Raw genomic sequence first — 20,309 nt, 5'->3', positions numbered from 1 at the left:
GGGCATGAGCACCCCGCCCACCTCCGACGTCGACCTCTTCGCCGACGAAGTCGTCCTCGATCCCTACCCCGTCTACGCCGAACTCCGGGAACGGGGCCCCGTGGTCCACCTCCCGGAGAACGACGTCTACGCGCTGACGCGATACGACGTCGTCCGCGGCGCCCTCGCCGACTGGGAGTCGTTCTCCTCGACCTCGATCGCCTTCAATCCGATGGCCAACGAGGCGCTCACCGGCACCTCGCTCGCGTCCGACCCGCCCGTGCACACCCAGTTGCGCGCCACGCTCACCGAGAACCTCTCCCCGCGTGCGCTGCGCGGTCTCAAGGCCGGGATCGAGACGAAGGCGGACGCTCTCGTCGCCGCGCTGGTCGAGAAGGGCTCCTTCGAGGCCGTCGACGCACTCGCCCGGGCCTTCCCGCTGGAGGTCGTCGCGGACCTGATCGGCTTCACCGGACACGTGCGCGACAACATGCTCCGCTGGGGACAGGCCGCCATGCAGGTCCTCGGCCCCATGAACCAGCGCACGGCCGAGAACTTCCCCGTCGCCGGCGAGCTCTACGCCTGGTGCTCCCAGGTCAAGGCCGACGACCTCGCCGAAGGGTCCGTGGGCCGCGGCATCTTCGAGGCCGAGGCCCGCGGCGCCATCCCGGCGGACACGGCCGGCCACATCATCCACCAGTACCTCGGGGCCGGCGTCGACACCACCATCGCGTCGATCGGAAACATCGTCGCCCTCTTCGCCCGGCATCCCGACCAGCTCGCCCTGGTCCGTGAGAACCCGTCGCTGGTCCCCGCGGCGTTCAACGAGGTGCTGCGCTTCTGGGCTCCCGTCCACGCCTGGGGCCGGCGCGTCACGAAGGACGTCACGATCGAAGGGGCGGTCGTCCCGGCGGGCGCACAGGTCGCGATCCTGTTCGGCGCCGGCAACCGCGACCCCAGGCACTACGAGAACCCGGACGCCTTCCTCGTCGAGCGCAATCCGGTCGACCACCTCTCGTTCGGCTACGGCCCGCACGGCTGCGCCGGCCAGGGGCTCGCCCGCCTGGAGGCCCACGCCGTGATCGAGGCGCTCTCCCGGCGTGTCGAGCGCCTCGTCGCCGGGCCCGAGGTCCGCGTCCCCAGCAACACCACCCGGAGCATCGAGGAGCTCCCCGTCCTGGAGGTGATCCCCGCATGAAGATCGTTCTTGACCGCCCCCGCTGTGAGGGCCACGGCCTGTGCGAGGAGGCCGCGCCGCAGCTCATGCACCTCGACGACGAGGGCGAACTGGTCCTGGACCGCGAGGAGGTCGGTGAGACCGACGCCGCCCTGGCGAACGCCGCCGTCCGTGTGTGTCCGGTCGCGGCGCTGAGGGTCGTATGAGCGCCGGCACCCTGAAGCGCGTCGTCGTCGTCGGCAACGGGATCGCCGGGCTCACCGCGGCCGACACCCTCCGCGAGGCCGGCTTCGACGGCGAGCTGACCATCGTCGGCGACGAACGGCACGCGGCATACAGCCGCCCGGCCCTGTCGAAGGCGCTCCTGCTCGACGGTGACGACATGTCGTCGCACGAGCTGCCGCCGGCCGGCCACGGGGCGAGCGAACTGCTCGGCGTGCGGGCGACCGGCCTCGACCTCGACCGCCGGCTCGTCTCGCTCGACGACGGCACGGCGCTGCCGTACGACCGCGTAGTTCTGGCCACCGGTTCCCGGGCGCGACGCCTCTCCGATCTGCCCGGGGAAGTCACCCTGCGCGGGCTCGACGACGCACTGTCCCTGCGCGGCCGGCTGGCGGCCGGGCCGTCGGTCGTCGTGGTGGGCGGCGGCCCGCTCGGCATGGAGATAGCGTCCGGCTGTCTGGCCGCCGGCTGCAAGGTCACGCTCGTCTCCCAGGGCGCGCCGCTGATTCTCCAGCTCGGCCCGTATCTCGCCGGCGTGTTCGTCAAGGCCGCGCTGGGCCAGGGGCTCACCGTCGTGGAGACCGCGGCCGCCCGGATCGAGGGGAGCGACGGAAGCACCCGGGTCGTCCTCGACGAGGGCGGGGTTCTCGAGGCCGAGGTGATCCTGACCGCCGCCGGCGACGTTCCCAACACGGAGTGGCTCGCCGGCTCGGGACTCACCGCCCAGGGCGCCATCCGGGTCGACGAGCGCGGTCTCGTCCGCCCCGACGTGGCGGCCGTCGGCGATCTCGCGGCCTTCCCCACCCCGCAGGGCCTGCGCCGCATCCCTCTGTGGAGCAGCGCGGTCGAGCAGGCGAAGGTCGCGGCGCGGGCACTCGTCCGCGGCAACGAGGCTCCGCCGTTGCGGTTCCAGCCGTACTTCTGGACGGAGCAGTTCGGACTGAGCCTGAAGGCGGTGGGCAACCTGCCGGTGGAAGGTGAGCCGGAGTACGTCGACGGAGAGCCCGGCGGCGGTCCGGCGCTGATGCGCTGGTCGCACCGGGACGGCACCGGTGACGCCGTGGCGCTCGACTACCGGATCCCCATCCCCCGGCTGCGCCGGATGACCCGGGCGGCCACGTAGGGTTCGCCGCATGAGCACAGAGGAACGGGGCACCACGGGTTCGGGCCTGGACCGGCTGGCCTCGGTCAACCTGAACCTGCTGGTGCCCCTCCTCGCGCTCCTCGAGGAGCGTTCGGTGACCAGGGCCGCGGAGCGGGTCGGCCTGTCGCAGCCGGCGATGAGTCACGCCCTGACGAGAATGCGGCGCATGCTGGGGGACGACCTCGTCGTCCGGCAGGGGAGCGGGGTCACGCTGACACCGCGCGCACTGGAGCTGGTGGGGCCGCTGCGCAGTGCTCTGCAGCAGACGGCACGGATCGTGAACTTCCCCCTCTTCGACCCCGCGACGGACCGGCGGGTCATCACGGTCGCCATGACGAACAGCACGGCGTTCGTCGTGGGGCCCCGGCTGACCCGGCTCGTCACCGAGCGCGCTCCGCACGCCACGCTGCGACTGCGGACGATCACGGTGCCGACCGAGGCGACCTTCACCGATCAGGGCGTCGACGTCGTGCTGATCTCCGAGGGGCACTTCTCGCCGTATCCGCGCGAGCGCCTGTACAACGACCGCTGTGTGGTGGTGGCCTCCCCGGACACCCCACCGGACGCCGACGCGCTCGCGCTCCTGACGACACAGCCGCACGTCGTCGTCGACACCGACCGGCGGGTCTTTCCCTACTCCGTGCTGGAGGACAAGGGCATCCCCTACCGGGTGGGCCAGCTGAGCTCCGACTTCCTGCTGGTGCCCTTCCTGGTCGCCCGCGCGGGCGGCGTCGCTCTCCTGCGTCACCAGGTCGCCGCCGCCATGCGCACGCTCGCCGACCTGCGGATCGAGGAGTTCCCCTTCCCGCTTCCCGGACTCGGGATCGACATGGTCTGGAACCCCCGGCTGGCCGATCAGCACTTCGTCGAGTGGCTCCGGGCGCTGCTCCTCGACGTCGCGGCGGGGCTCTGACCCCGGTCAGCTCAGCAGCCGCACCCAGCTGGAACCGAGCTCGTCGAGCATCTGGTCGCGCGTGATCTTCCAGTCGGCGCCGTCCCAGTGCTGGGCGACGTAGTCGAGCTGGGACATGGCGAGAACGCCCCGGAAGTGGCGTTGGTGGGGTTCGAGGCGCCCGGCCGCAGTCAGCCCGTCCTCGATGTCGCTGATGGCCTCCTCCAGCCACCGCTCGACCAGGTCGGGTAGATCCGGATCGATCACCGCGGCATCGCGGCCGATGCGGATGATCGGCCGGATGGCCGGCCAGCTCTCCGCGGTCCGCCGCAGCCACGCCATGATCGCCTCCGGCGTCCCCTCGGCGACGGTGGCCACCAGGTCCCGCGCCGTGGAGCCGTGTTCGGGAGAGCGGACGCGTTGCAGCACCTCGTTGAGCTGCTCGTCGATCAGTGCCCTCATCAGGTCACTGCGCGAGGGGAAGTACGCGTAGAAGGTCACGCGCGTGGTGCCCGCGGCGGTCGCGATGTCGTCGACCGTGGTGGCTGCGTACCCCTTCGTCTTGAACAGCTCGAGTCCCGACTCCAGCAGCAGACGGCGCGTCATCTGCTTCTGTGCCTCACGAAGGTTCGCCATGCCCGAGATCCTAACGCCGTCTCCGCATGGTGAACGCACACGCCGGACATGTGCTTTACATGCCACGCGTGATCTTTATCTGACGTAAGGGATTCAGGCGTGCAACCGCACGGAGAGCCGCGCCCTCAGTTCCGCCACCGCGATGCCGTACGTCTCCAGGACGCGGACCCCGTCCGGGCCGACGGCGAAGACGCCGTGGTCGGTGTAGACGCGGTGGACACAGCCGGCTCCGGTGAGCGGGTACGTGCACGCGGGGACCAGCTTGGGGGCGCCGTCCCGGGTGAACAGCTTCATCATCACCAGGACCCGCCGTGCTCCGACGGCGAGGTCCATCGCACCGCCCACGGCGGGGATGGCGTCGGGGTCACCGGTGTGCCAGTTGGCCAGGTCACCGTGCTGGGACACCTGGAACGCCCCGAGGACGCACACGTCCAGGTGACCGCCGCGCATCATCGCGAAGGAGTCGGCGTGGTGGAAGTACGCCGCCCCCGGCAGCTCGGTGACCGGCACCTTCCCGGCATTGGTGAGATCGGGGTCGATCTCGTCGCCGGTCGCGGCCGGGCCCATCCCGAGCATGCCGTTCTCGGTGTGCAGCACGATCCCCGCGTCCGGCGACAGGTGCTCGGCGATCCGGGTCGGCTGTCCGATGCCGAGGTTGACGTACGAGCCGGCCGGAATGTCGCGGGCGATGCGGGCGGCGAGTTCGTCGGTGGTGAGCGGGTTCCGGTCGGTGTGCTCCACGGTGGTGGCTGCGGTCGTCATCAGCGGGCTCCTTGCACGGTCAGCCGGCGGGCCTCGGCCCGCACCAGGCGGTCGACGTAGATGCCCGGGGTGACCACGGTCTCCGGATCGATCTCCCCGACGGGCACGATCTCGGTTACCTGGGCGATGACCGTGCCGGCCGCGGTGGCCATGACGGGGCCGAAGTTCCGGGCGGTCTTGCGGTAGACGAGATTGCCCATGCTGTCGGCCCGGTGCGCGGCGATCAAAGCCGCGTCGCCCTTGATCGGATGCTCCAGGACGTGGACGCGTCCGTCGATCTCCCGGGTCTCCTTGCCCTGCGCCAGCGGGGTGCCGACGCCGACCGGGCTGTAGAAGGCGCCGATGCCCGCCCCGGCGGCCCGCATCCGCTCGGCGAGGGTGCCCTGCGGTACGACCTCAAGCTCGACCCGGCCGGCCCGGTACAGGTCGTCGAAGACGTATGAGTCGCTCTGCCGGGGGAAGGAGCAGATCACCTTGCGCACCCGCCCGGCCTTCAGCAGCGCGGCCAGGCCCACGTCCCCGTTGCCGGCGTTGTTGGACACCACGGTCAGGTCGCCGGCGCCCTGCCGGATGAGGGCGTCGATGAGGTCGAACGGCATGCCCGCCAGACCGAATCCGCCCACCAGGACGGTCGATCCGTCCTCGATGCCCGCCACGGCCCCGTCGGCCGTGGCGGCGATGGTCGTGGTCATCCCTGGCTCACCTCGTCGGTCACGTTCTCCAGGACCACGGCGAGGGCCTGGCCCACGCCGATGCAGATGGCCGCGACGCCCCAGCGCTGTCGCCGCTCGCACAGCACCTTGGCCAGGGTCCCGAGAAGCCGGCCTCCGGAGGCGCCCAGCGGGTGTCCGAGCGCGATGGCGCCGCCCCGGGTGTTCACGATCTCCGGGTCGACGCCCCAGGCGTCGACGCAGGCGAGCGACTGCACCGCGAACGCCTCGTTGAGCTCGACCGCGCCGACGTCGCCCCAGCCGATCCCGGCCCGGCGCAGCGCCTTCCCGGCCGCCTCGACCGGGGCGAAGCCGAACATCTGCGGCTCGACCGCGTGCACGCCGCGCCCGGCGACGCGGGCGACAGGGGCCAGCCCGATCCGGCCGGCCGCCGCCCCGGTCCCCAGCAGCACGGCCGACGCCCCGTCGCTCAGCGGGGAGGCGTTGCCGGCCGTGATCGTCCCGTCCGGGCGGAACGACGGTTTCAGTGCCGCCAGTTGCGCGGGGTCGGTGCCGGGGCGGATGCCCTCGTCACGGGCGAGGTCCTCCGTCGGCAAGACCAGGTCGTCGTAGAAGCCGTCGTCCCAGGCGGCGGCCGCGAGCCGGTGCGAGCGCACCGCGAACTCGTCCTGCCGCTCACGGGAGATGGAGAACTTCTCCTGGAGCAGTTCGTTGCTCTCCCCCAGCGACACCGTCCACTCCTTCGGCATCGCCCGGTTGACCAGCCGCCAGCCCAGGGTGGTGGAGACGGCCGTGACATCGCGGGCGGGGTAGGCCCGGTCCGGCTTGGGCAGCACCCACGGCGCGCGGGTCATGGACTCCACGCCGCCGGCGACGACGACGTCCGCGTCGCCGGACTCCAAGGTGCGCGAAGCGATGATCGCCGCGTCCAGGCTGGAGCCGCACAGCCGGTTGACGGTGGTGGCGGGGACGCTCACCGGCAGTCCCGCCAGCAGCACCGCCATCCGGCCGACGTTGCGGTTGTCCTCACCGGCGCCGTTGGCGTTGCCCCACACCACGTCTCCGATCACGGCGGGGTCCAGGCCGGGCGTCTTGGCGAGCAGGCCGGTCAGCACGGTGGCGGCGAGGTCGTCCGGGCGCGTCCCTGCGAGGGCCCCGTTGAACCGGCCGAACGGGGTGCGGGCCGCCGCGTACAGGTAGGCGTCGCTCATGCCGCGTCACCCGCGAGCACCGATTCCCCGACGGCCGCCGAGGACAGCGGAACCGGCGTGAACATCTCCGGCTCCTCGTCCGGCGTCAGCGCGGTCGGCCCGTACAGCCAGTCGGTGAACGCGTAGTCGTAGGTGTCGCGGGCGCGCAGCAGCACATTGCGCTGCTCGCGGGCGACACCGTCGAGGTGCCACAGCTCGCCCCATTTGCGGGAGGTGGTCAGTACCCGGCGACAGTGCTCCGGGCGGACGGCCTCGTAGGCGGCGAGCGCGGCACTCCAGTCGACCGTGCCGTCCTCGGCACGGTTGCGGGCGACGTGCTCGCCCAGCACCCAGCCGTCCTCGATGGCCATGATCGCGCCCTGTGCGATGTATTGCAGCGGCGGGTGCGCGGAGTCACCGAGCAGCGCGATCCGGCCGTGGACCCAGTTCGTGATCGGATCGCGGTCGAACATCCGCCACCACTTGTCCCGCCACATGAACGGCAGACCCTCCCGGACGAAGTCGGAGGTCTTGGCGAAGGCGGCGTCGAGCTCGTCGGGCGTGCCCCAGTCCTCCCGGCCGGCCAGCGCCTTGGGCGACTCGAAGACCGCGACCTGGTTCAGCATCTCGCCGCCGCGCAGGCCGTAGTGGACGAAGTGGCAACGGGGGCCGACGTACACCACGACCTCGCTGAGGTCGACGGACTTCACCCGCGGCTGCTCGGCGGGGACGGTGCCGCGGTAGGCGACGTACGCCGAGGAGACGGGCTGGTCGTCGACGAACAGCTTGCGGGCCGGGGAGTGCAGGCCGTCGGCCGCGATCACCAGGCCGGCCTCGTGGGTCTCCCCGGAGGCGACGGTCACACGGGCGCCGCCGGCGGTGTTCTCGTACGCGGTCACGTGTGCGTCGTTGACCAGCTCGACACCGGCGCGTTCGCAGGCACGCAGCAGCAGGCCGTGCAGGTCGCTGCGGTGGATGACCAGGTACGGGTAGCCGTAGCGCTTCTCCAGGTCGCGCAGGTCGAGCCGGGTCAGCTCGTCGCCGTCGACGGCGTCGCGCATGACCATCGCGTCCGGGACGACACCGAGACTCTTGGCCTCCTCCAGGAGACCGTAGTCGTCGAGGATGCGGGTGCAGTTGGGGGCGAGCTGGATGCCGGCGCCGACCTCGCCGAAGGCGGGGGCGCTCTCCAGCAGGCGGACGCTCTGGCCCTGGCGGGTCAGCGAGAACGCGACGCCGAGGCCGCCGATGCCGCCGCCGACGACGATCACATCAGGGTGGGACATGGGATGCACTCCTCTACAGCCACGGGCCGAGCTCGGGGGCGTCGGCGAGTGAGTGGGGACGGCCGGCCAGCCAGGCGGCGACCTCGGACAGCGGGCCGTCGGGGAGCCCGGTCAGCCCGCGTTTGGCGCTGATCTCGGCGACCAGGTCGGTCAGGAAGCCCTTCGGGAGGTCGGCGAAGGTGACGACGCCGGTGCCGAGGTCGACGGCGTGGACGCACACCTCGCGGGCCCGCATCCACGGGAGCTCGGTGGCGGGGACGGTACGGCCCTGGGCGGTGACGACCTGGCGCTGCCACTGCTCGTCGGTGAGCCCGTCCAGTCCCTCCGCGAGCCGGTACGCGGAGCCGGTCAGCCAGGAGCGGAGCTCGTCGGCCGACAGGGTGGGGCCCTTGGCGATACCGGCGGCGCGCTCCTCGGCGGAGGCGTACATCGGCGTCTGGTCGCCGGTGGCCGCCCAGTGCACCAGGTTGCACAGGGCGTCGGCGTTGGCGGCGACGTGCGCCACGAGGTGGCCCCGGGTCCACTCCGGCAGCACGCTCGGGGCCGAGAAGCCGGCCTCGTCGAGGCCCGCGACGGCGTCGAGTATCAGCTCGGTGCCCGTGCGGGCCCACGCGCGCGCCTGGGCGAGGGTCCGCGTGACCTCGGTCATTCCCCGACCACCTTGTTGGTGCAGGCGCCCAGGCCGGCGATCTCGGTGACGACGGTCTGGCCGGGAAGCAGGAACACCTTGGGGTCACGGGCGTTGCCCACGCCCGCCGGGGTGCCGGTGGCGATGATGTCGCCCGGGCGCAGGGTGATGACGGTGGAGATGTACTGCACCAGGAAGACCGGGTCGAACAGCAGCGTGCCGGTGTCGTCCTGCTGCATGACCTGACCGTCGACGACCGTCTTCACCTCGAGCGCGGGGCGGACGCCGCCGACCTCGTCGGGGGTGACGACGTAGGGGCCGACCGGGGTGGAGGCCTCCCAGATCTTGCCCTGGGTCCACTCGATGGTGCGGAACTGCCAGTCGCGCACCGAGATGTCGTTCATGACGGTGAAGCCGGCGATGGCGTCGGCGGCCTGCTGCTCGTCGGCGCGGCGCACCTGCTTACCGATCACGACGGCCAGCTCGACCTCCCAGTCGAGTGCGTCGGTCTCGGCCGGCTTGACGATGTCGTCGTGCGCGCCCAGCAGGGTGTCGGCGAACTTCGGGAAGAGGGTCGGGTGACTCGGCAGATCCCGGCCCATCTCCTTGATGTGGTTGGTGTAGTTGTGGCCGACGCAGACGACCTTGGAGGGGTTCGGAACGACCGGCGCGAAGTCCGCCGACTCGGCCGGGTAGACGGTGCCGGAGGCGGCGGCGGCGGCCCTGGTCTGCCAGCCGTCCTCGGCGAACAGCTCGCCCAGGTCGGCGTACCCGAGGTCGACGAGGGTCTCCCCGTCGAGGCGGACCGCACGGGTCCCGTCGGCGGTGCGGATGGTGGCGAGCTTCATGGTCAGGCGTCCTTCTGGGTGCGGTCGAGCTTGAGCGCCTCGAAGACGGGCGCGTCGGAGAAGCGGAACAGGTCGAGAGCGCCCTCGTCGGAGTCGGTGGCGCCGGCCTCGGACCGGGCGGAGAACGGTTCCCAGGACGGGACGACGAACAGGTCGCCGCGGGTGACCGTCCAGGACGTGTCGCCGACGCTCACCACACCGGAGCCGTCGAAGACCTGGTAGACCGACGAACCGGTCTCGCGCACCGGCGCGGTCTCGGCGCCGCGGACGATGCGGTGGAACTCGGCGCGGATGGTCGGCAGCACGTCGCAGCCGTCGTGCGGGTTGGCGTAGCGCACCGCGGCGTGGCCGGGCTCGACGGTGCCGCCGAAGCCCTCCTTCTCCAGCAGCAGCTGGTCCCGCAGGGCCGCGTCTGTGTACTCCCACTTGTACGACAGCAGCGGGCTGCCCGGCGTGGCGGGTACGGCCGACAGCGGGCGCAGGCCCGGGTGACCCCACAGGCGCTCGGAGCGCGACCGCTCCGGGGTGATCCGCTCGGCGTCGCTGATCTCCTCGCGGCCGAACTCGAAGAACTGCGCCTCGGTGACGTACTGGAAGGGGATGTCCAGACCGTCGATCCAGGCCATCGGCTCGGAGGTCGCGTTGTGGTGGGCGTGCCAGTTCCAGCCCGCCTGCGGGAGGAAGTCACCGCGGTTCATCGGCACCGGGTCGCCGCCGACGACCGTCCACACGCCCGAACCCTCGACGACGAAGCGGAAGGCGTGCTGGGTGTGGCGGTGCTCGGGGGCGTCCTCGCCGGGCATGAGGTACTGGATGGCCGCCCACAGCGTCGGCGTGGCGAAGGGCCTGCCGCCGAGGGAGGGGTTGGCCAGCGCGATGGCCCGGCGCTCACCGCCGCGGCCGACCGGCACCAGGCCGCCGGCCCGGTCCGCCAGCTCGCGCAGCCTCTCCCAGCGCCACAGGTGCGGCACGGCACGCGAGCGCGGGTGGGCCGGCATCAGGTCGCCGATCTCGGTCCACAGCGGGACGAGCAGTTCCTGTTCGAAGCCCCGGTAGAGCTCTTCGAGTGCCGGGGTGACCTCGGGCTGCCCCTCCGCGGCGACAGCCTGGAGCCGGACCGGGGAACCCGTGGCGGTGTCTTGGGCTATGGAGGTCTCAGTCACGGCATCAGCGTGCGCCGCGTCTGATGAGAGAACATGGAGATTCTGGAGAGCAGAATCAGAGGACGCGCCATGGACAAGCCGCTGAAGACACCACCTCCCTACCCGATCGCCAGCGTGGACCACGCGCTGCGGGCGGCGGCCATCCTGCAGATGGAGGGCGGCGCGACCGTCTCGCAGATCGCCGAGCGCCTCGGCGTCGCCCGGTCCACCGCGCACCGGATCCTGGCGATGCTGGTCTTCCGGGACTTCGCCGTGCAGGACGAGGACCGCCTCTACCGCGCGGGACCGGTGCTGGAACTCGCCGCGCACTCCCAGTCCCTGGTCTCGCGGCTGCGCGCGGCGGCCCTGCCCCACCTGCACCGGGTCGTCGATCTGCTCGACGAGACCGCGAACCTGACGGTGCGCACCGGGGACACGGCCCGGTTCATCGCCAGCGTCGAGTGCCGGCAGGCCCTGCGGGTCGGCTCCCGGGAGGGCATGGTGTTCCCGGCGCACCGCACCACGACGGGACTGCTCCTGCTCGCCGAACTCTCCGACGAGGAGCTGGACGAGGTGTACGACCCCGAGCGCTATCGCGACCGTCCGGCCGACCGACCCAACCTCGCCCGCCTGCGCACGGAGCTGAAACGGCTGCGGCGCAACGGGTTCGCCGTCAACAAGGAACGGTCCGAGCGGGGTCTGATCGCCGTCGGCGTACCGGTGCGTGATCGGGACGGCACCGCGCTGGCCGGCCTGTCGGTGTCGATGCCCACCGTGCGCTACGACCCGCGCAGCCTGCAGTCCCTGGTGGCCACTCTGGACGCCGCCACGCGCGCCCTGGAGACGGACCTGGCCGAGCGGTTCTGAGCCGTCGCCTCCCCTTACATCAAGACTGCTGATTTTAAGTCGTGCGCATTTCATTGACGTGACGTAAAGCGAAGTGTCATCCTCCACGACACCACGCCGGACTCGCGACGTGCCCTCTCCCCCACCGCGTGCGCCGAGCCGAGCGCTTTCACGCTCTCGGGGCTCCCGCTTCCGGGACGCCCGCCTTCCCCAGCCAGGGAGAACAGCAATGACGCTCAACAACGGGACGACCACGTCCCAGGGCCCAACCGCGGGGGCCGCCCGGAGACCGGGCTACGCGGGAACACTGGCTGCCGCCTGCGGTGCGGTCTTCGTGGCCCAGGTCGCGAACGCGCTGCCGGCCTCGCTGCTCGGACTCTTCCAGGAGGACCTGCACACACACGGATCCCAGCTGACGTGGATCACCGCCGCGTTCATGATCGCCGTGGTCTGCTTCGAGTTCACCTTCGGTGTCCTCGGTGACCTCTTCGGGCGGCGAAGGCTCGTCGTGGCCGGCACGGCCCTGGTCGCCGCGGGCAGCACCGTGGCCGCGCTCGCGCCCACCGTGCAGGTGCTGTGGCTCGGCGCCGCCCTCAACGGGCTGGGCGCCGGCGCCATGTTCCCCGGCTCACTCACCGCGATCACCGCCGTCACCCGCACCCTGCGGGAACGGGCGCACGCGGTGGCACTCTGGAGCGGTTTCCTGTCCGCCGGCGCCGCAGTCTCACCCCTGCTCGGCGGCATGTTCGCCAAGGTCGGCTCGTGGCGCGGTTCCTTCGGGGTGCTCGTCGGACTCGCCCTGGTCAGCATGGTGCTCACCCTGGTGCTGGCCACGGAGTCGAAGGCGCCCGAGGGTCGCAAGTTCGACGTACCCGGCCAGATCACCTTCGCCATCGGTCTCATCCTGGTGCTGTATGGCGCCGTCGAGGGACCCGAGTCGGGCTGGACCACCCTTCCCGTCATCCTCGCCTTCGCCTTCGGCATATGTTTCCTCGCCGGATTCGTCGTGGTGGAGCTGGGTGCCGAATCCCCGATCTTCGACTTGAAGCTGTTCCGCAACCGGGCCTTCACCGTGTCGTCCGTCGCCGCGGTCATCGGCATGATCGCCTTCCTCGGCGCCTGCTTCGCCATGAGCATGTGGCTGGGTCCCGTGCAGCACCAGGACCCGATCCGCGTCGGGATCCTCTTCCTGCTCCTCCAGGGGCCGGCCTTCGTACTCATCCCGGTCGTCTCGCGCCTCCTGCACCGGGTCGCCGCGTCCTGGCTGCTGACCTCCGGGTTCGCCCTGATGACGGTCGGCTGCCTCCTGTTCACGCGGCTGGACGTCACCGACCCGGGACTCGGCGCGTTCGTCGCCCCCGCCCTGTTGATCGGCATCGGTTTCGCCCTGACCGTCAGCTCGGTGACGGCCGTGGCGCTGAACAGCGTGCCCCCGCACCTGGCGGGCATGGCCAGCGCCACCACCAACATGCTGCGCGACCTCGGCTTCGCCCTCGGCCCCGTCGTCGTCACCGCGGTCGCCCTCTCCAACGCGGGGTCGGCGTTTGCGGCGAACCTGTCCGGCGCGGACCTGCCGGGCGGTCAGGTGACAGCGGCACGCGAGATCGCCGAGGCAGGCGGACCCATCGCCGTGAACAGTCTGCCGCCCGGAGCCCCGGGATCCGCGGCGCACGGTCTGGCCCTGGACGCCCTGGGCAGTGGTTTCGGCACCGCGTTCCTGGTGTGCGGTGTGGCGGCCGCCGTCGCCGCGGTCCTGACCGCCTTCGGCATGATCGGGCTCCAGGCCCGCCGTTCCGCCGAGGACGAGGCGCCCGCACCGCCGGCTCCGGGAAGCGACGGCGGAGCATCGACCCCGGCCCTCCTCCATCCCTGACTTCCTCGCCTCCTCAGGACGTCACCAGGGCGATCGGCGCGCACCACCCCGTCTGCCGCACACCGGCCGCGGCGGACGGGCCGTGCGCCCAGCCTCGTCCCACCTCTCCGCGCAACCCGCCATCAGCCTTCGGTGGCCGGCGAGTTGGCGCCGCGGCGCAGGCCAACGGCGGCGAGCAGGGCACCCGCGACGCACAGGACGACGGTGACGAGAACGGCGGCATGCACACCGTTCATGAAGGCGTTGCCGCTGCCCTCGACGACGGCGGCCCTGAGCGACGCGGGCATGCCGTCCGTGACCGGCGCGATGCCCATCGCCACGGCGTCCTTGGCCTCCTCAAAGCCGTGTGCCGCGGAGGCCGGCACCCCGGCGCCCGTCAGCTCCGCGGCGAGCGTGGCTCCGACCCGGGCGCTGATCAGCGAGACCAGAACGGACGTGCCGAGGGCGCCGCCTATCTGCAACGCGGTGGACTGCAGGCCGCTCGCCACACCGCCGTCCCTGACGGGCGCGTTGCCGACGATCGCGTCCGAGGACGCCGACATCACCATGCCCACACCCAGACCGATCAGGACGAACGGCGGCCACATGGCCGCGTACGAGGAGTGCGCTCCCCACGTCAGCATCCACAGGGACGCCATCGCCTCCAGGAGCATGCCCGCCGGCATGGACAGACGTGCGCCGAACCGCCCGGTCAGCGCCGCACCCAGCGGTGCCGCGACCACGGAGGCCAGACTCAGCGGCAGGGTGCGCACGCCCACCTCGACCGGGGTCAGGCCCCGGACGTTCTGCAGGTACAGCATCAGGAAGAAGATGACGCCGAGCAGCACGAAGAAGTTGATCGCGGTGACAAGCGTGCCGATGGTCAGTGCCGGGCTGCGGAACAGCCGCATGGGCAGCAGCGGGTGCCGGACACGCGTCTCGTACCAGCCGAAGAGCACCAGCAGGACCAGTCCGGCGGCAAGGGCGCCCAGGGTTCCGCCCGAGGCCCAGCCCCAGGTCTCGCCCTTGATCACGCCGAAGACCACGGCGACCAGGCCGAACGCCAGCAGGATCACACCGGGGATGTCGAAGCGGTGGCGGCCGGTGGAGTCCTTGCTCTGCGGCAGCACGAGTGCGCTGAAGACCAGGGTCGCGATGCCAATGGGCGCGTTGATGTAGAACACGGACTCCCAGTTGACGTGCTCGACCAGCAGGCCGCCGACGATCGGTCCGAGCGCGGTCGAGCAGGAGGCCACCATGGCCCACAGACCCACCGCCGTACCGAACTTCTGCGGCGGGAAGACGGCGCGCAGCAGGCCGAGTGTGTTGGGGATCAGCAGCGCGGCGCAGAGCCCCTGCAGCGCGCGGAAGGCGATCACGCCCCCGACGGAGCCGATCAGCCCGATCATGACGGAGGCCACGACGAAACCCGCGACGCCGGCCATGTAGTACGTGCGCCGCCCGAACCGGTCACCCAGCTTGCCGCCCAGGATCAGGGCGGCGGCCATGGCGATGAGGTAGGAGTTGGTGACCCACTGCAGGTCGGCGGTGGACGCGTGCAGGCTGCGTCCGATCTCCGGGTTCGCGATCGAGACCACGGACCCGTCGAGGTTGACCATGAAGAGACCGATCGCGACGGCGATCAGCGTCAGCCATGGATTGGAGCGCGGGCCCCGCTCGGCGCCCAGTGACGACGGAGCGTGCGGTGACGGAGCGTGCGGAGTGGAGTGGTCCACGGGTGTGGAGGGCATGCAGGTGCCTTGTCTGTGGTGAGAACGTCGACAGGTCGACGAGATGGATCAAGGCCTTCGGCACAGGCGGAGACACGGCAGCGTGCGGCCACCACGGGGGAAGCGCGGCGGGGCAACGGGCGCGCTCGTGGTGCGGGCTGCGCACGCGGCCGGGCACTCGCCGCTGAATACCAGTGCCGGAAGGTCAGTCGGCGGAGTAGAAGCGCCGGGTCAACACCAGCAGCGCGCCACAGGCCGAGCCGAGGGCGTCCTGCTCCCCTTCGGTGAGGGTCTCCAGCAGACGCGCCACGTGGACTTCCTTCAGCTCCCGCGCTTCCGCGAGTCGCTCCGTGGCCAGCGCCGTGGGGTGCAGATGAGCGACCCGCTTGTCGCCGGCATCCCGCCTGCGCTCCAACAGTCCCGACTCGGTGAGCTGGGCGACGAGGGCGCTGACGTTGTTCGGCTTCATCAGCAGGGCGTCCGCCGTGTCACGGACCGTGATGCCCGCACGCTCCTCGACGAGCCGCAGCAGAGCGAGCTGCCCCTCCGGCAGCGTCGGATGCGGAAAGTCCCGGATCACCTGCCGCTCGAGCGCCCTGTTCAGCGCGGGCAGAACCGCCACGAGGACCGAGGCCACGTGGTCGTTCTGCCGGCCAGAGGCGCTGGAATCGAGCACGCAGCAACCATAGGTACGACAACATACCTATGTCAACATAGGCACCCCCTCGCCGACCAGGCCCGACGGCCGGCAGGCGACCGACGGTGTTCACCTGAGGAATGCCTGTTCCGCGTGGTGCAGGCGGACAGGCGGACCCTCCGCCGCAGTGGCCCGTCGGGCGGTCAGGGCCCGCGGGTGCGGCTCAGGTGGCTCTGCGGAAGAGCCTGCCCAGCAGGCCGCGCGCCGGCCGGGAGATCTCGCCTGGACGGTGTCGTTCGCAGTACTCGGGCGCGGGCGGACACCGGTGCCGTGCCGAGCTCGGGTGCGCGTCCGCGTTCTGGTGTGCGTGCGCGTTCTGGCGTGCGTCCCGATGTCGGTGCGTGTCCGGATGCCGGTGTGGGTCGTCGTGGTGCGGATGCGGGTCCGGGTTTCGTGAGACCGGGCGGGGAGCGGCCCGCTGCCTACCCGCCTCCCGCACCGTCCGCTCCAGGTCCGCTCGGAGCAGGCCGATCTCGTCGGGGTCCTGCGCCGTCGTGATCCGCTCGGTGAGGTGGGCGGCCGGCGAGCCGGGTGTGCCATGGGTGGGTGGTGGTGGCCGGAAGCGGCTCAGACGGGAGCGCTCGTAGGGGTCCGTGACGATCTCGGAGATCTGGACCGGGTCGAGCAGCGAGGCCAGGGCGCCCGCCCGCTCCCACGGGTCACCGGCCTGACCCAGCAGGAAACCCAGGTGCCGTCCCCGCCAGTTGCGAGGGCGCAGGTCCAGGCCGGTGTCCAACTGGCCCCGCAGCCCCTCCGGCAGGGGCCGGCTCAGCAGCGGGGCGTTCTTCGCGTCGGCGGCGAACTCGCACACTTCGTCCGCCAGGTACCGCCAGACCACGGCCCGGTAGCGGTTGAGGTGGAAGGCCACCGGAATCAGGCGGCCCAGCCTGGCCAGACGGGTGAACCGGGCAGCGGTCACCTCCATGATCGCCGAGCCCTCCCTGGTCCCCACGGTCGCCACCCTCTTCCGCAGCGCCTCCGGAAAGCCCTCCTCCCCTCGCAGCCGTTCGACCTCAGAGCGGTCGACCTGCCGGCCGATTCCTTCCTCAGCGGCACGGGTGCGGATGTGGCCGAGGTGCACGGCCAGGTCGAACTCACTGCGTTTGAGGCTCAGTTCGCGAGCCGCCCGACTCTGCGAGAAGGGCGCTCGGCCCGTGGTGGCGGCCATCCGAGCGGTTGACGCGACCTCACGCGTGACGGTGTTGCCGGACATACTGATCTCCCCCGTGGAGTGTCGGGATCGCGCCGTTTGCGATCACCTGCGAAAAACGGTAGCCGGTGAGGGGATCGACGGCACGAGCCTGTGGACAACTCCGCGAGGGAACAGTGAAAGGGCAGTTCAGAGGTCTGTCGACGATGACCGTTCAGGCCGGCGGGCGTCCACGACGTCGAGGTGCTCGCCGACTCGGTTGACGAGCAGGGTCATCTCGTAGGCGATCTGACCGATGTCGACCTCCGCTCCGCTGAGGACGCACAGGCAACTACCCGCGCCGGCGGCGGTGACGAACAGCACCGCGTCGTCGAACTCGACCATCGTCTGGCGCACCCCGCCCGCGCCGAAGTGGCGTCCCGAGCCCTTGGCCAGGCTGTGCAGGCCGGACGAGACGGCCGCGAGATGTTCCCCGTCCTCGCGTCGCAGCCCCGTGCTCGTCCCCGTCACCAGTCCGTCGGTGGACAGCACTAAGGCGTGGTGTACGTGCTCGACGCGTTGGGTCAGATCGTCGAGCAGCCAGCTCAGTGTCTGGTTCTGCGCCATGATGCGGTCTCCCCGTGTGATCTCTTCCCCCGGACCGGAGGATCTGCCGCCAGCCTTCCCCACCGCCAGTGTCCCGGCAAGGAGGATGGGCACCATGGCACAAAAGATGACCGACGAGGAATGGCGGGCTTTCGTCTCTTACGGCACCCGCACCGGCAAGCTGTCGACCGTACGGGCCGATGGGAGCCCTCATGTCGCGCCGATCTGGTTCCTGCTCGACGGCGACGACGTGGTGTTCAACACCGGGAAAGAGACCGTGAAGGGGCGAAATCTGGCCCGTGACGACCGGGTCGCCCTGTGCGTGGACGACGAACGGCCGCCGTTCACGTTCGTGGTGCTGCAGGGCCGCGCCCGGCTCTCGGAGGACCTCGACGAACTCCGGCAGTGGGCCACCCGCATCGGCAGCCGATACATGGGCGAGGATCGCGGCGAGGAGTTCGGAGCCCGCAACGGCGTGCCGGGCGAAGTCCTCGTCCGGGTCAGGGTCGACAAGGTGGTGGCGGTGAAGGATCTCGCGGCCTGACCCCCACCACCGGCGAGCTCCCTCCCGTCGATCTGTACGCCGGTCGTCTTCGGCACCCGGAGTCGGGGCGCCGGGTGGTGCGTTCCCGCGGTCCGCCCGGCGCACGCGACCAGCCGGACGAGGATCCGCCTACCCGGCATCCGTCCGCCCCGGTGGGGGATCATGCGGAACATGAGCGACGACCACACACACGTCCAGGAGTTCTTCACCGCCCGCGCCGCCGACTGGGACAAACGGTTCCCGGACGATGGTCCCGCCTATGCGGCCGCGGTCGCCGAACTCGGGCTGCGCGAGGGCGACCGCGTCCTCGACGCGGGCTGCGGCACCGGGCGCGCCCTGTCGCCGCTGCGCGCGGCCGTGGGCGCTTCGGGCGTCGTCGTCGGCGCCGATCTGACCTGGGCCATGCTGGAGGCCGCCGTAAGAGCCGGGCGAGACCGGGAAGGACTGCTGCTGCTTGCCGATGCGGGCGCGCTGCCACTCGTGTCGGGGTCGTTCGACGCCGTGTTCGCCGCGGGCCTCATCGCTCACCTGCCTCGCCCAGCGGAGAACCTCCGCGAGTTGCGGCGCGTCGTACGCCCCGGCGGCACGCTGGCGCTCTTCCATCCGATCGGCCGTGCGGCGCTCGCCGCGCGTCAGGGCCGGCGGATCACGCCGGACGATCTGCGTGCGGAACCCAACCTCCGCCCGCTGCTATCCGGTTCGGGATGGCGCTTGACGTCCTACGTCGACGAGGACACCCGCTTCCTGGCCCTGGCCGTACGCGAGGACTGACCGCCGTCCGGCCTCGTCGGCCCCACGGTCTCCGGGTGAGGGACCGCAGGTCCGAGTGTGCACGGGAGTCGTGACAACGGCGTTCCCCTCGCACTAGGGTGCGCGCCGTTGGGCGAACCGATGGGGAGGCTGGGATGGCCGGGTCGGAAGAGGAGGTCGCCACCGCGGACGACGCTCTGTATGTGCTCACGGCGGTACTGCTGACGCCCGCGCAGTTTCCGAGCGTCCTGGGGGACGACTACCCGGAGGCCTGTGCGGCCCTCGGCCTCGCACCGCTCGCCGACGGGTACGGCCTGGTGCTCGGGCAGGACGGCGACGGGGCGCGGTGGACAGTCGCCGTCGACGACGTGTCGCTGGTCGCCGTGGCCATCGCGTCCTGGGACTGCGGAATGGAGTACGACCTGTCGCCCGACGAGCGCAGCGTCGTCGCCGCCCTGCCGGGCTGGCCCCTGTCCCTCGCCGTGGCGGCTCCCGGCGTGCCCGCGCCGCACGACCCGGAACCGGAGTCCTCCGGCGGGACCGCGCTGTCCCCGCCCGACAGCAGCGTCTGGGGACCGGCCCAGCGCCGTCTGGGCGCCGACGAGATCGCACTGCGGTGGTCGGTGTGGCGCGAGCAGCTCGACGACGCGGAGTTCCTCGCTCCCGCAGACAGCGCCGGCGCCGGGGAAGACGGCGATCCGTCGAGCGCGTCGGCCCAGGGAAACGGCGAACCGGCGGACGGAACGGGTGGCAGGCCTTCTCCGAGCCACAGCGGCATCCGGCGCGCACTGGCGGAGGCACGGGCGTACGTGGACACGCCGCCGCCGCTGGGCCGGGTCCGGTCGTCCTTCGCGCCCGGCGACGCGCGTACCCTGCGGGCCGACGGTCCGGGCTGGTCGATGGTGGCCCGCACCGACGACATCGCCTTCGTGCTCCTCGACGACGAGCCCGGCGAAGTCCTGCCGATCGGCCGTGGGCCGGAGCTCCCGGGCCTGCTGAAAGCCCTCGACAAGCTGGCCAGTCGCCCCCTCTGAGCCCCTGTGCTCAGAGGGGGCGACCGCCGGAGTCCGACGCGCTGGTGGCGTGGGTTCAGCTCGACGGCCGAACGTCCGCGGACCGGACCGTCGGCAGGACCGCGAGCGGCGATGTGGCCGGCTCGCTACGCCCCTGGCAGGAGCGCGGGGGACAGGAGCGCTTCAGCGGCCGAGCTCCTTGCGGGTGACGCGGCGCAGCCGGCGTCGCTGCGAGGGGTCCAGGGCGAGGTATGCGGCGGCCGGGACTCCGAGCACTATCAGGACGGCGGCCCACCAGGGCAGCCAGATCAGCAGAATGAGCCCGACCGCCACTCCTCCTGCGGCGATCTTCGCGTTCTTCGACATCTGTCGCCTCCTTCGCGGCCACTGCCGCTCTCTGCTGTGAGAACGGGTCCGCGCTCCCGGCGGTTCCGGACCTCGACCCTGAGACGCCCCTGAGGCGCACCGTTCCTAGTCAGTGAGCAGGTTTGAGCTTTGGGCTCAAACCTGTGCGACTGGCGCATCCCGAACGGTTTTGGATGCACTGGTCGCCCGCGTTCGCTCC

22 protein-coding genes are annotated in these 20,309 nt (G+C 71.5%); 9 read left to right on the top strand and 13 right to left on the bottom strand.

Features of this window, described 5'->3' with window-relative positions; all coding sequences use genetic code 11:
- Positions 1–4: 4 nt before the first annotated feature.
- Genes ACIOWN_RS22095 through ACIOWN_RS22080 form a run of 4 tightly spaced genes read left to right on the top strand, consistent with a single transcriptional unit; the run spans position 5 to position 3,435 of the window.
- A complete protein-coding gene (locus tag ACIOWN_RS22095) occupies positions 5–1,177 on the top strand; it encodes a cytochrome P450 (RefSeq protein ID WP_362356742.1) in 1,173 nt (390 codons plus the stop codon).
- The gene (locus ACIOWN_RS22090; RefSeq protein WP_362356740.1) at positions 1,174–1,362 is read left to right on the top strand and encodes a ferredoxin; all 189 of its coding nucleotides are present in this window, start codon (positions 1,174–1,176) and stop codon (positions 1,360–1,362) included. Before ACIOWN_RS22095 ends, ACIOWN_RS22090 begins: the two co-directional genes overlap by 4 nt.
- Complete coding sequence (locus ACIOWN_RS22085; protein ID WP_362356738.1) at positions 1,359–2,501, top strand: FAD-dependent oxidoreductase; 1,143 nt, start codon at positions 1,359–1,361, stop codon at positions 2,499–2,501. The genes ACIOWN_RS22090 and ACIOWN_RS22085 overlap by 4 nt, the downstream gene beginning before the upstream one ends.
- Positions 2,502–2,511: 10 nt before the next feature.
- Positions 2,512–3,435, top strand: a complete 924-nt coding sequence (locus ACIOWN_RS22080; RefSeq protein ID WP_362356736.1) for a LysR family transcriptional regulator — start codon at positions 2,512–2,514, stop codon at positions 3,433–3,435.
- Positions 3,436–3,441: 6 nt separating this feature from the next.
- On the opposite strand, the gene ACIOWN_RS22075 is transcribed toward ACIOWN_RS22080, so the two are convergent.
- The 8 genes from ACIOWN_RS22075 to ACIOWN_RS22040 form a co-directional block, all read right to left on the bottom strand.
- Positions 3,442–4,050 carry a TetR/AcrR family transcriptional regulator gene (locus ACIOWN_RS22075; RefSeq protein WP_362356734.1) on the bottom strand — a complete coding sequence of 203 codons (609 nt, stop codon included), beginning with the start codon at positions 4,048–4,050 and terminating at the stop codon, positions 3,442–3,444.
- Positions 4,051–4,143: 93 nt separating this feature from the next.
- Complete coding sequence (locus tag ACIOWN_RS22070) at positions 4,144–4,812, bottom strand: 3-oxoacid CoA-transferase subunit B (protein WP_362356732.1); 669 nt, start codon at positions 4,810–4,812, stop codon at positions 4,144–4,146.
- Positions 4,812–5,504, bottom strand: a complete 693-nt coding sequence (locus ACIOWN_RS22065; RefSeq protein WP_362356730.1) for a 3-oxoacid CoA-transferase subunit A — start codon at positions 5,502–5,504, stop codon at positions 4,812–4,814. Before ACIOWN_RS22065 ends, ACIOWN_RS22070 begins: the two co-directional genes overlap by 1 nt.
- Positions 5,501–6,694 (bottom strand): thiolase family protein, encoded by a 1,194-nt coding sequence (locus ACIOWN_RS22060; RefSeq protein WP_362356728.1) that lies wholly within the window; start codon positions 6,692–6,694, stop codon positions 5,501–5,503. The genes ACIOWN_RS22065 and ACIOWN_RS22060 overlap by 4 nt, the downstream gene beginning before the upstream one ends.
- Positions 6,691–7,959 (bottom strand): FAD-dependent oxidoreductase, encoded by a 1,269-nt coding sequence (locus ACIOWN_RS22055; RefSeq protein WP_362356726.1) that lies wholly within the window; start codon positions 7,957–7,959, stop codon positions 6,691–6,693. The genes ACIOWN_RS22060 and ACIOWN_RS22055 overlap by 4 nt, the downstream gene beginning before the upstream one ends.
- 13 nt (positions 7,960–7,972) lie before the next feature.
- Complete coding sequence (locus ACIOWN_RS22050; protein WP_401983158.1) at positions 7,973–8,608, bottom strand: maleylpyruvate isomerase N-terminal domain-containing protein; 636 nt, start codon at positions 8,606–8,608, stop codon at positions 7,973–7,975.
- The gene (locus tag ACIOWN_RS22045; protein ID WP_401983157.1) at positions 8,605–9,435 is read right to left on the bottom strand and encodes a fumarylacetoacetate hydrolase family protein; all 831 of its coding nucleotides are present in this window, start codon (positions 9,433–9,435) and stop codon (positions 8,605–8,607) included. Before ACIOWN_RS22045 ends, ACIOWN_RS22050 begins: the two co-directional genes overlap by 4 nt.
- Before the next feature lie 2 nt (positions 9,436–9,437).
- On the bottom strand, positions 9,438–10,598 hold the full coding sequence (locus ACIOWN_RS22040) for a cupin domain-containing protein (protein ID WP_362356720.1): 1,161 nt from the start codon (positions 10,596–10,598) through the stop codon (positions 9,438–9,440).
- 69 nt (positions 10,599–10,667) lie between these two features.
- Between ACIOWN_RS22040 and ACIOWN_RS22035 the strand changes: the two genes are divergently transcribed.
- Together ACIOWN_RS22035 and ACIOWN_RS22030 are read left to right on the top strand one after the other, a co-directional pair.
- Positions 10,668–11,444, top strand: a complete 777-nt coding sequence (locus tag ACIOWN_RS22035; RefSeq protein WP_401983164.1) for an IclR family transcriptional regulator — start codon at positions 10,668–10,670, stop codon at positions 11,442–11,444.
- Between the two features lie 208 nt (positions 11,445–11,652).
- Positions 11,653–13,296, top strand: coding sequence for an MFS transporter (locus ACIOWN_RS22030; protein WP_401983156.1), 1,644 nt, complete (start codon positions 11,653–11,655; stop codon positions 13,294–13,296).
- Between the two features lie 122 nt (positions 13,297–13,418).
- Here ACIOWN_RS22030 and ACIOWN_RS22025 read toward each other — a convergent pair whose 3' ends face one another.
- From ACIOWN_RS22025 to ACIOWN_RS22010, 4 genes are all read right to left on the bottom strand, one after another.
- On the bottom strand, positions 13,419–15,026 hold the full coding sequence (locus tag ACIOWN_RS22025) for an MFS transporter (RefSeq protein ID WP_362356714.1): 1,608 nt from the start codon (positions 15,024–15,026) through the stop codon (positions 13,419–13,421).
- A gap of 184 nt (positions 15,027–15,210) precedes the next feature.
- Positions 15,211–15,681 (bottom strand): MarR family transcriptional regulator, encoded by a 471-nt coding sequence (locus ACIOWN_RS22020; protein WP_362356712.1) that lies wholly within the window; start codon positions 15,679–15,681, stop codon positions 15,211–15,213.
- Positions 15,682–15,865: 184 nt separating this feature from the next.
- A complete protein-coding gene (locus tag ACIOWN_RS22015) occupies positions 15,866–16,915 on the bottom strand; it encodes a DUF6397 family protein (RefSeq protein WP_362356710.1) in 1,050 nt (349 codons plus the stop codon).
- A 126-nt stretch (positions 16,916–17,041) separates the two neighbouring features.
- On the bottom strand, positions 17,042–17,458 hold the full coding sequence (locus ACIOWN_RS22010; RefSeq protein WP_362356708.1) for a roadblock/LC7 domain-containing protein: 417 nt from the start codon (positions 17,456–17,458) through the stop codon (positions 17,042–17,044).
- 94 nt (positions 17,459–17,552) lie between these two features.
- Here ACIOWN_RS22010 and ACIOWN_RS22005 point away from each other — a divergent pair, with 94 nt between their 5' ends.
- From ACIOWN_RS22005 to ACIOWN_RS21995, 3 genes are all read left to right on the top strand, one after another.
- The gene (locus ACIOWN_RS22005) at positions 17,553–17,981 is read left to right on the top strand and encodes a PPOX class F420-dependent oxidoreductase (protein ID WP_398146813.1); all 429 of its coding nucleotides are present in this window, start codon (positions 17,553–17,555) and stop codon (positions 17,979–17,981) included.
- A 171-nt stretch (positions 17,982–18,152) separates the two neighbouring features.
- The gene (locus ACIOWN_RS22000; protein ID WP_362356704.1) at positions 18,153–18,752 is read left to right on the top strand and encodes a class I SAM-dependent methyltransferase; all 600 of its coding nucleotides are present in this window, start codon (positions 18,153–18,155) and stop codon (positions 18,750–18,752) included.
- Positions 18,753–18,886: 134 nt separating this feature from the next.
- Entirely contained in the window at positions 18,887–19,765 is an 879-nt protein-coding gene (locus tag ACIOWN_RS21995) for a hypothetical protein (protein WP_362356702.1), read from the top strand.
- A 162-nt stretch (positions 19,766–19,927) separates the two neighbouring features.
- On the opposite strand, the gene ACIOWN_RS21990 is transcribed toward ACIOWN_RS21995, so the two are convergent.
- A complete protein-coding gene (locus tag ACIOWN_RS21990) occupies positions 19,928–20,110 on the bottom strand; it encodes a hypothetical protein (RefSeq protein ID WP_141363527.1) in 183 nt (60 codons plus the stop codon).
- Between the last annotated feature and the right edge of the window lie 199 nt (positions 20,111–20,309).

It is taken from the genome of Streptomyces sp. NPDC087787 (assembly GCF_044743035.1).
Lineage (GTDB): Bacteria > Actinomycetota > Actinomycetes > Streptomycetales > Streptomycetaceae > Streptomyces.
This window is presented reverse-complemented; position numbering and strand designations above follow the sequence as displayed.

Coding starts and splice junctions, on each gene's coding strand:
- ACIOWN_RS22095 (WP_362356742.1), top strand. CDS start 5: ATGAGCACCCCGCCCACCTCCGACGTCGACCTCTTCGCCGACGAAGTC.
- ACIOWN_RS22090 (WP_362356740.1), top strand. CDS start 1,174: ATGAAGATCGTTCTTGACCGCCCCCGCTGTGAGGGCCACGGCCTGTGC.
- ACIOWN_RS22085 (WP_362356738.1), top strand. CDS start 1,359: ATGAGCGCCGGCACCCTGAAGCGCGTCGTCGTCGTCGGCAACGGGATC.
- ACIOWN_RS22080 (WP_362356736.1), top strand. CDS start 2,512: ATGAGCACAGAGGAACGGGGCACCACGGGTTCGGGCCTGGACCGGCTG.
- ACIOWN_RS22075 (WP_362356734.1), bottom strand. CDS start 4,050: ATGGCGAACCTTCGTGAGGCACAGAAGCAGATGACGCGCCGTCTGCTG.
- ACIOWN_RS22070 (WP_362356732.1), bottom strand. CDS start 4,812: ATGACGACCGCAGCCACCACCGTGGAGCACACCGACCGGAACCCGCTC.
- ACIOWN_RS22065 (WP_362356730.1), bottom strand. CDS start 5,504: ATGACCACGACCATCGCCGCCACGGCCGACGGGGCCGTGGCGGGCATC.
- ACIOWN_RS22060 (WP_362356728.1), bottom strand. CDS start 6,694: ATGAGCGACGCCTACCTGTACGCGGCGGCCCGCACCCCGTTCGGCCGG.
- ACIOWN_RS22055 (WP_362356726.1), bottom strand. CDS start 7,959: ATGTCCCACCCTGATGTGATCGTCGTCGGCGGCGGCATCGGCGGCCTC.
- ACIOWN_RS22050 (WP_401983158.1), bottom strand. CDS start 8,608: ATGACCGAGGTCACGCGGACCCTCGCCCAGGCGCGCGCGTGGGCCCGC.
- ACIOWN_RS22045 (WP_401983157.1), bottom strand. CDS start 9,435: ATGAAGCTCGCCACCATCCGCACCGCCGACGGGACCCGTGCGGTCCGC.
- ACIOWN_RS22035 (WP_401983164.1), top strand. CDS start 10,668: ATGGACAAGCCGCTGAAGACACCACCTCCCTACCCGATCGCCAGCGTG.
- ACIOWN_RS22030 (WP_401983156.1), top strand. CDS start 11,653: ATGACGCTCAACAACGGGACGACCACGTCCCAGGGCCCAACCGCGGGG.
- ACIOWN_RS22025 (WP_362356714.1), bottom strand. CDS start 15,026: ATGCCCTCCACACCCGTGGACCACTCCACTCCGCACGCTCCGTCACCG.
- ACIOWN_RS22015 (WP_362356710.1), bottom strand. CDS start 16,915: ATGTCCGGCAACACCGTCACGCGTGAGGTCGCGTCAACCGCTCGGATG.
- ACIOWN_RS22010 (WP_362356708.1), bottom strand. CDS start 17,458: ATGGCGCAGAACCAGACACTGAGCTGGCTGCTCGACGATCTGACCCAA.
- ACIOWN_RS22005 (WP_398146813.1), top strand. CDS start 17,553: ATGGCACAAAAGATGACCGACGAGGAATGGCGGGCTTTCGTCTCTTAC.
- ACIOWN_RS22000 (WP_362356704.1), top strand. CDS start 18,153: ATGAGCGACGACCACACACACGTCCAGGAGTTCTTCACCGCCCGCGCC.
- ACIOWN_RS21995 (WP_362356702.1), top strand. CDS start 18,887: ATGGCCGGGTCGGAAGAGGAGGTCGCCACCGCGGACGACGCTCTGTAT.
- ACIOWN_RS21990 (WP_141363527.1), bottom strand. CDS start 20,110: ATGTCGAAGAACGCGAAGATCGCCGCAGGAGGAGTGGCGGTCGGGCTC.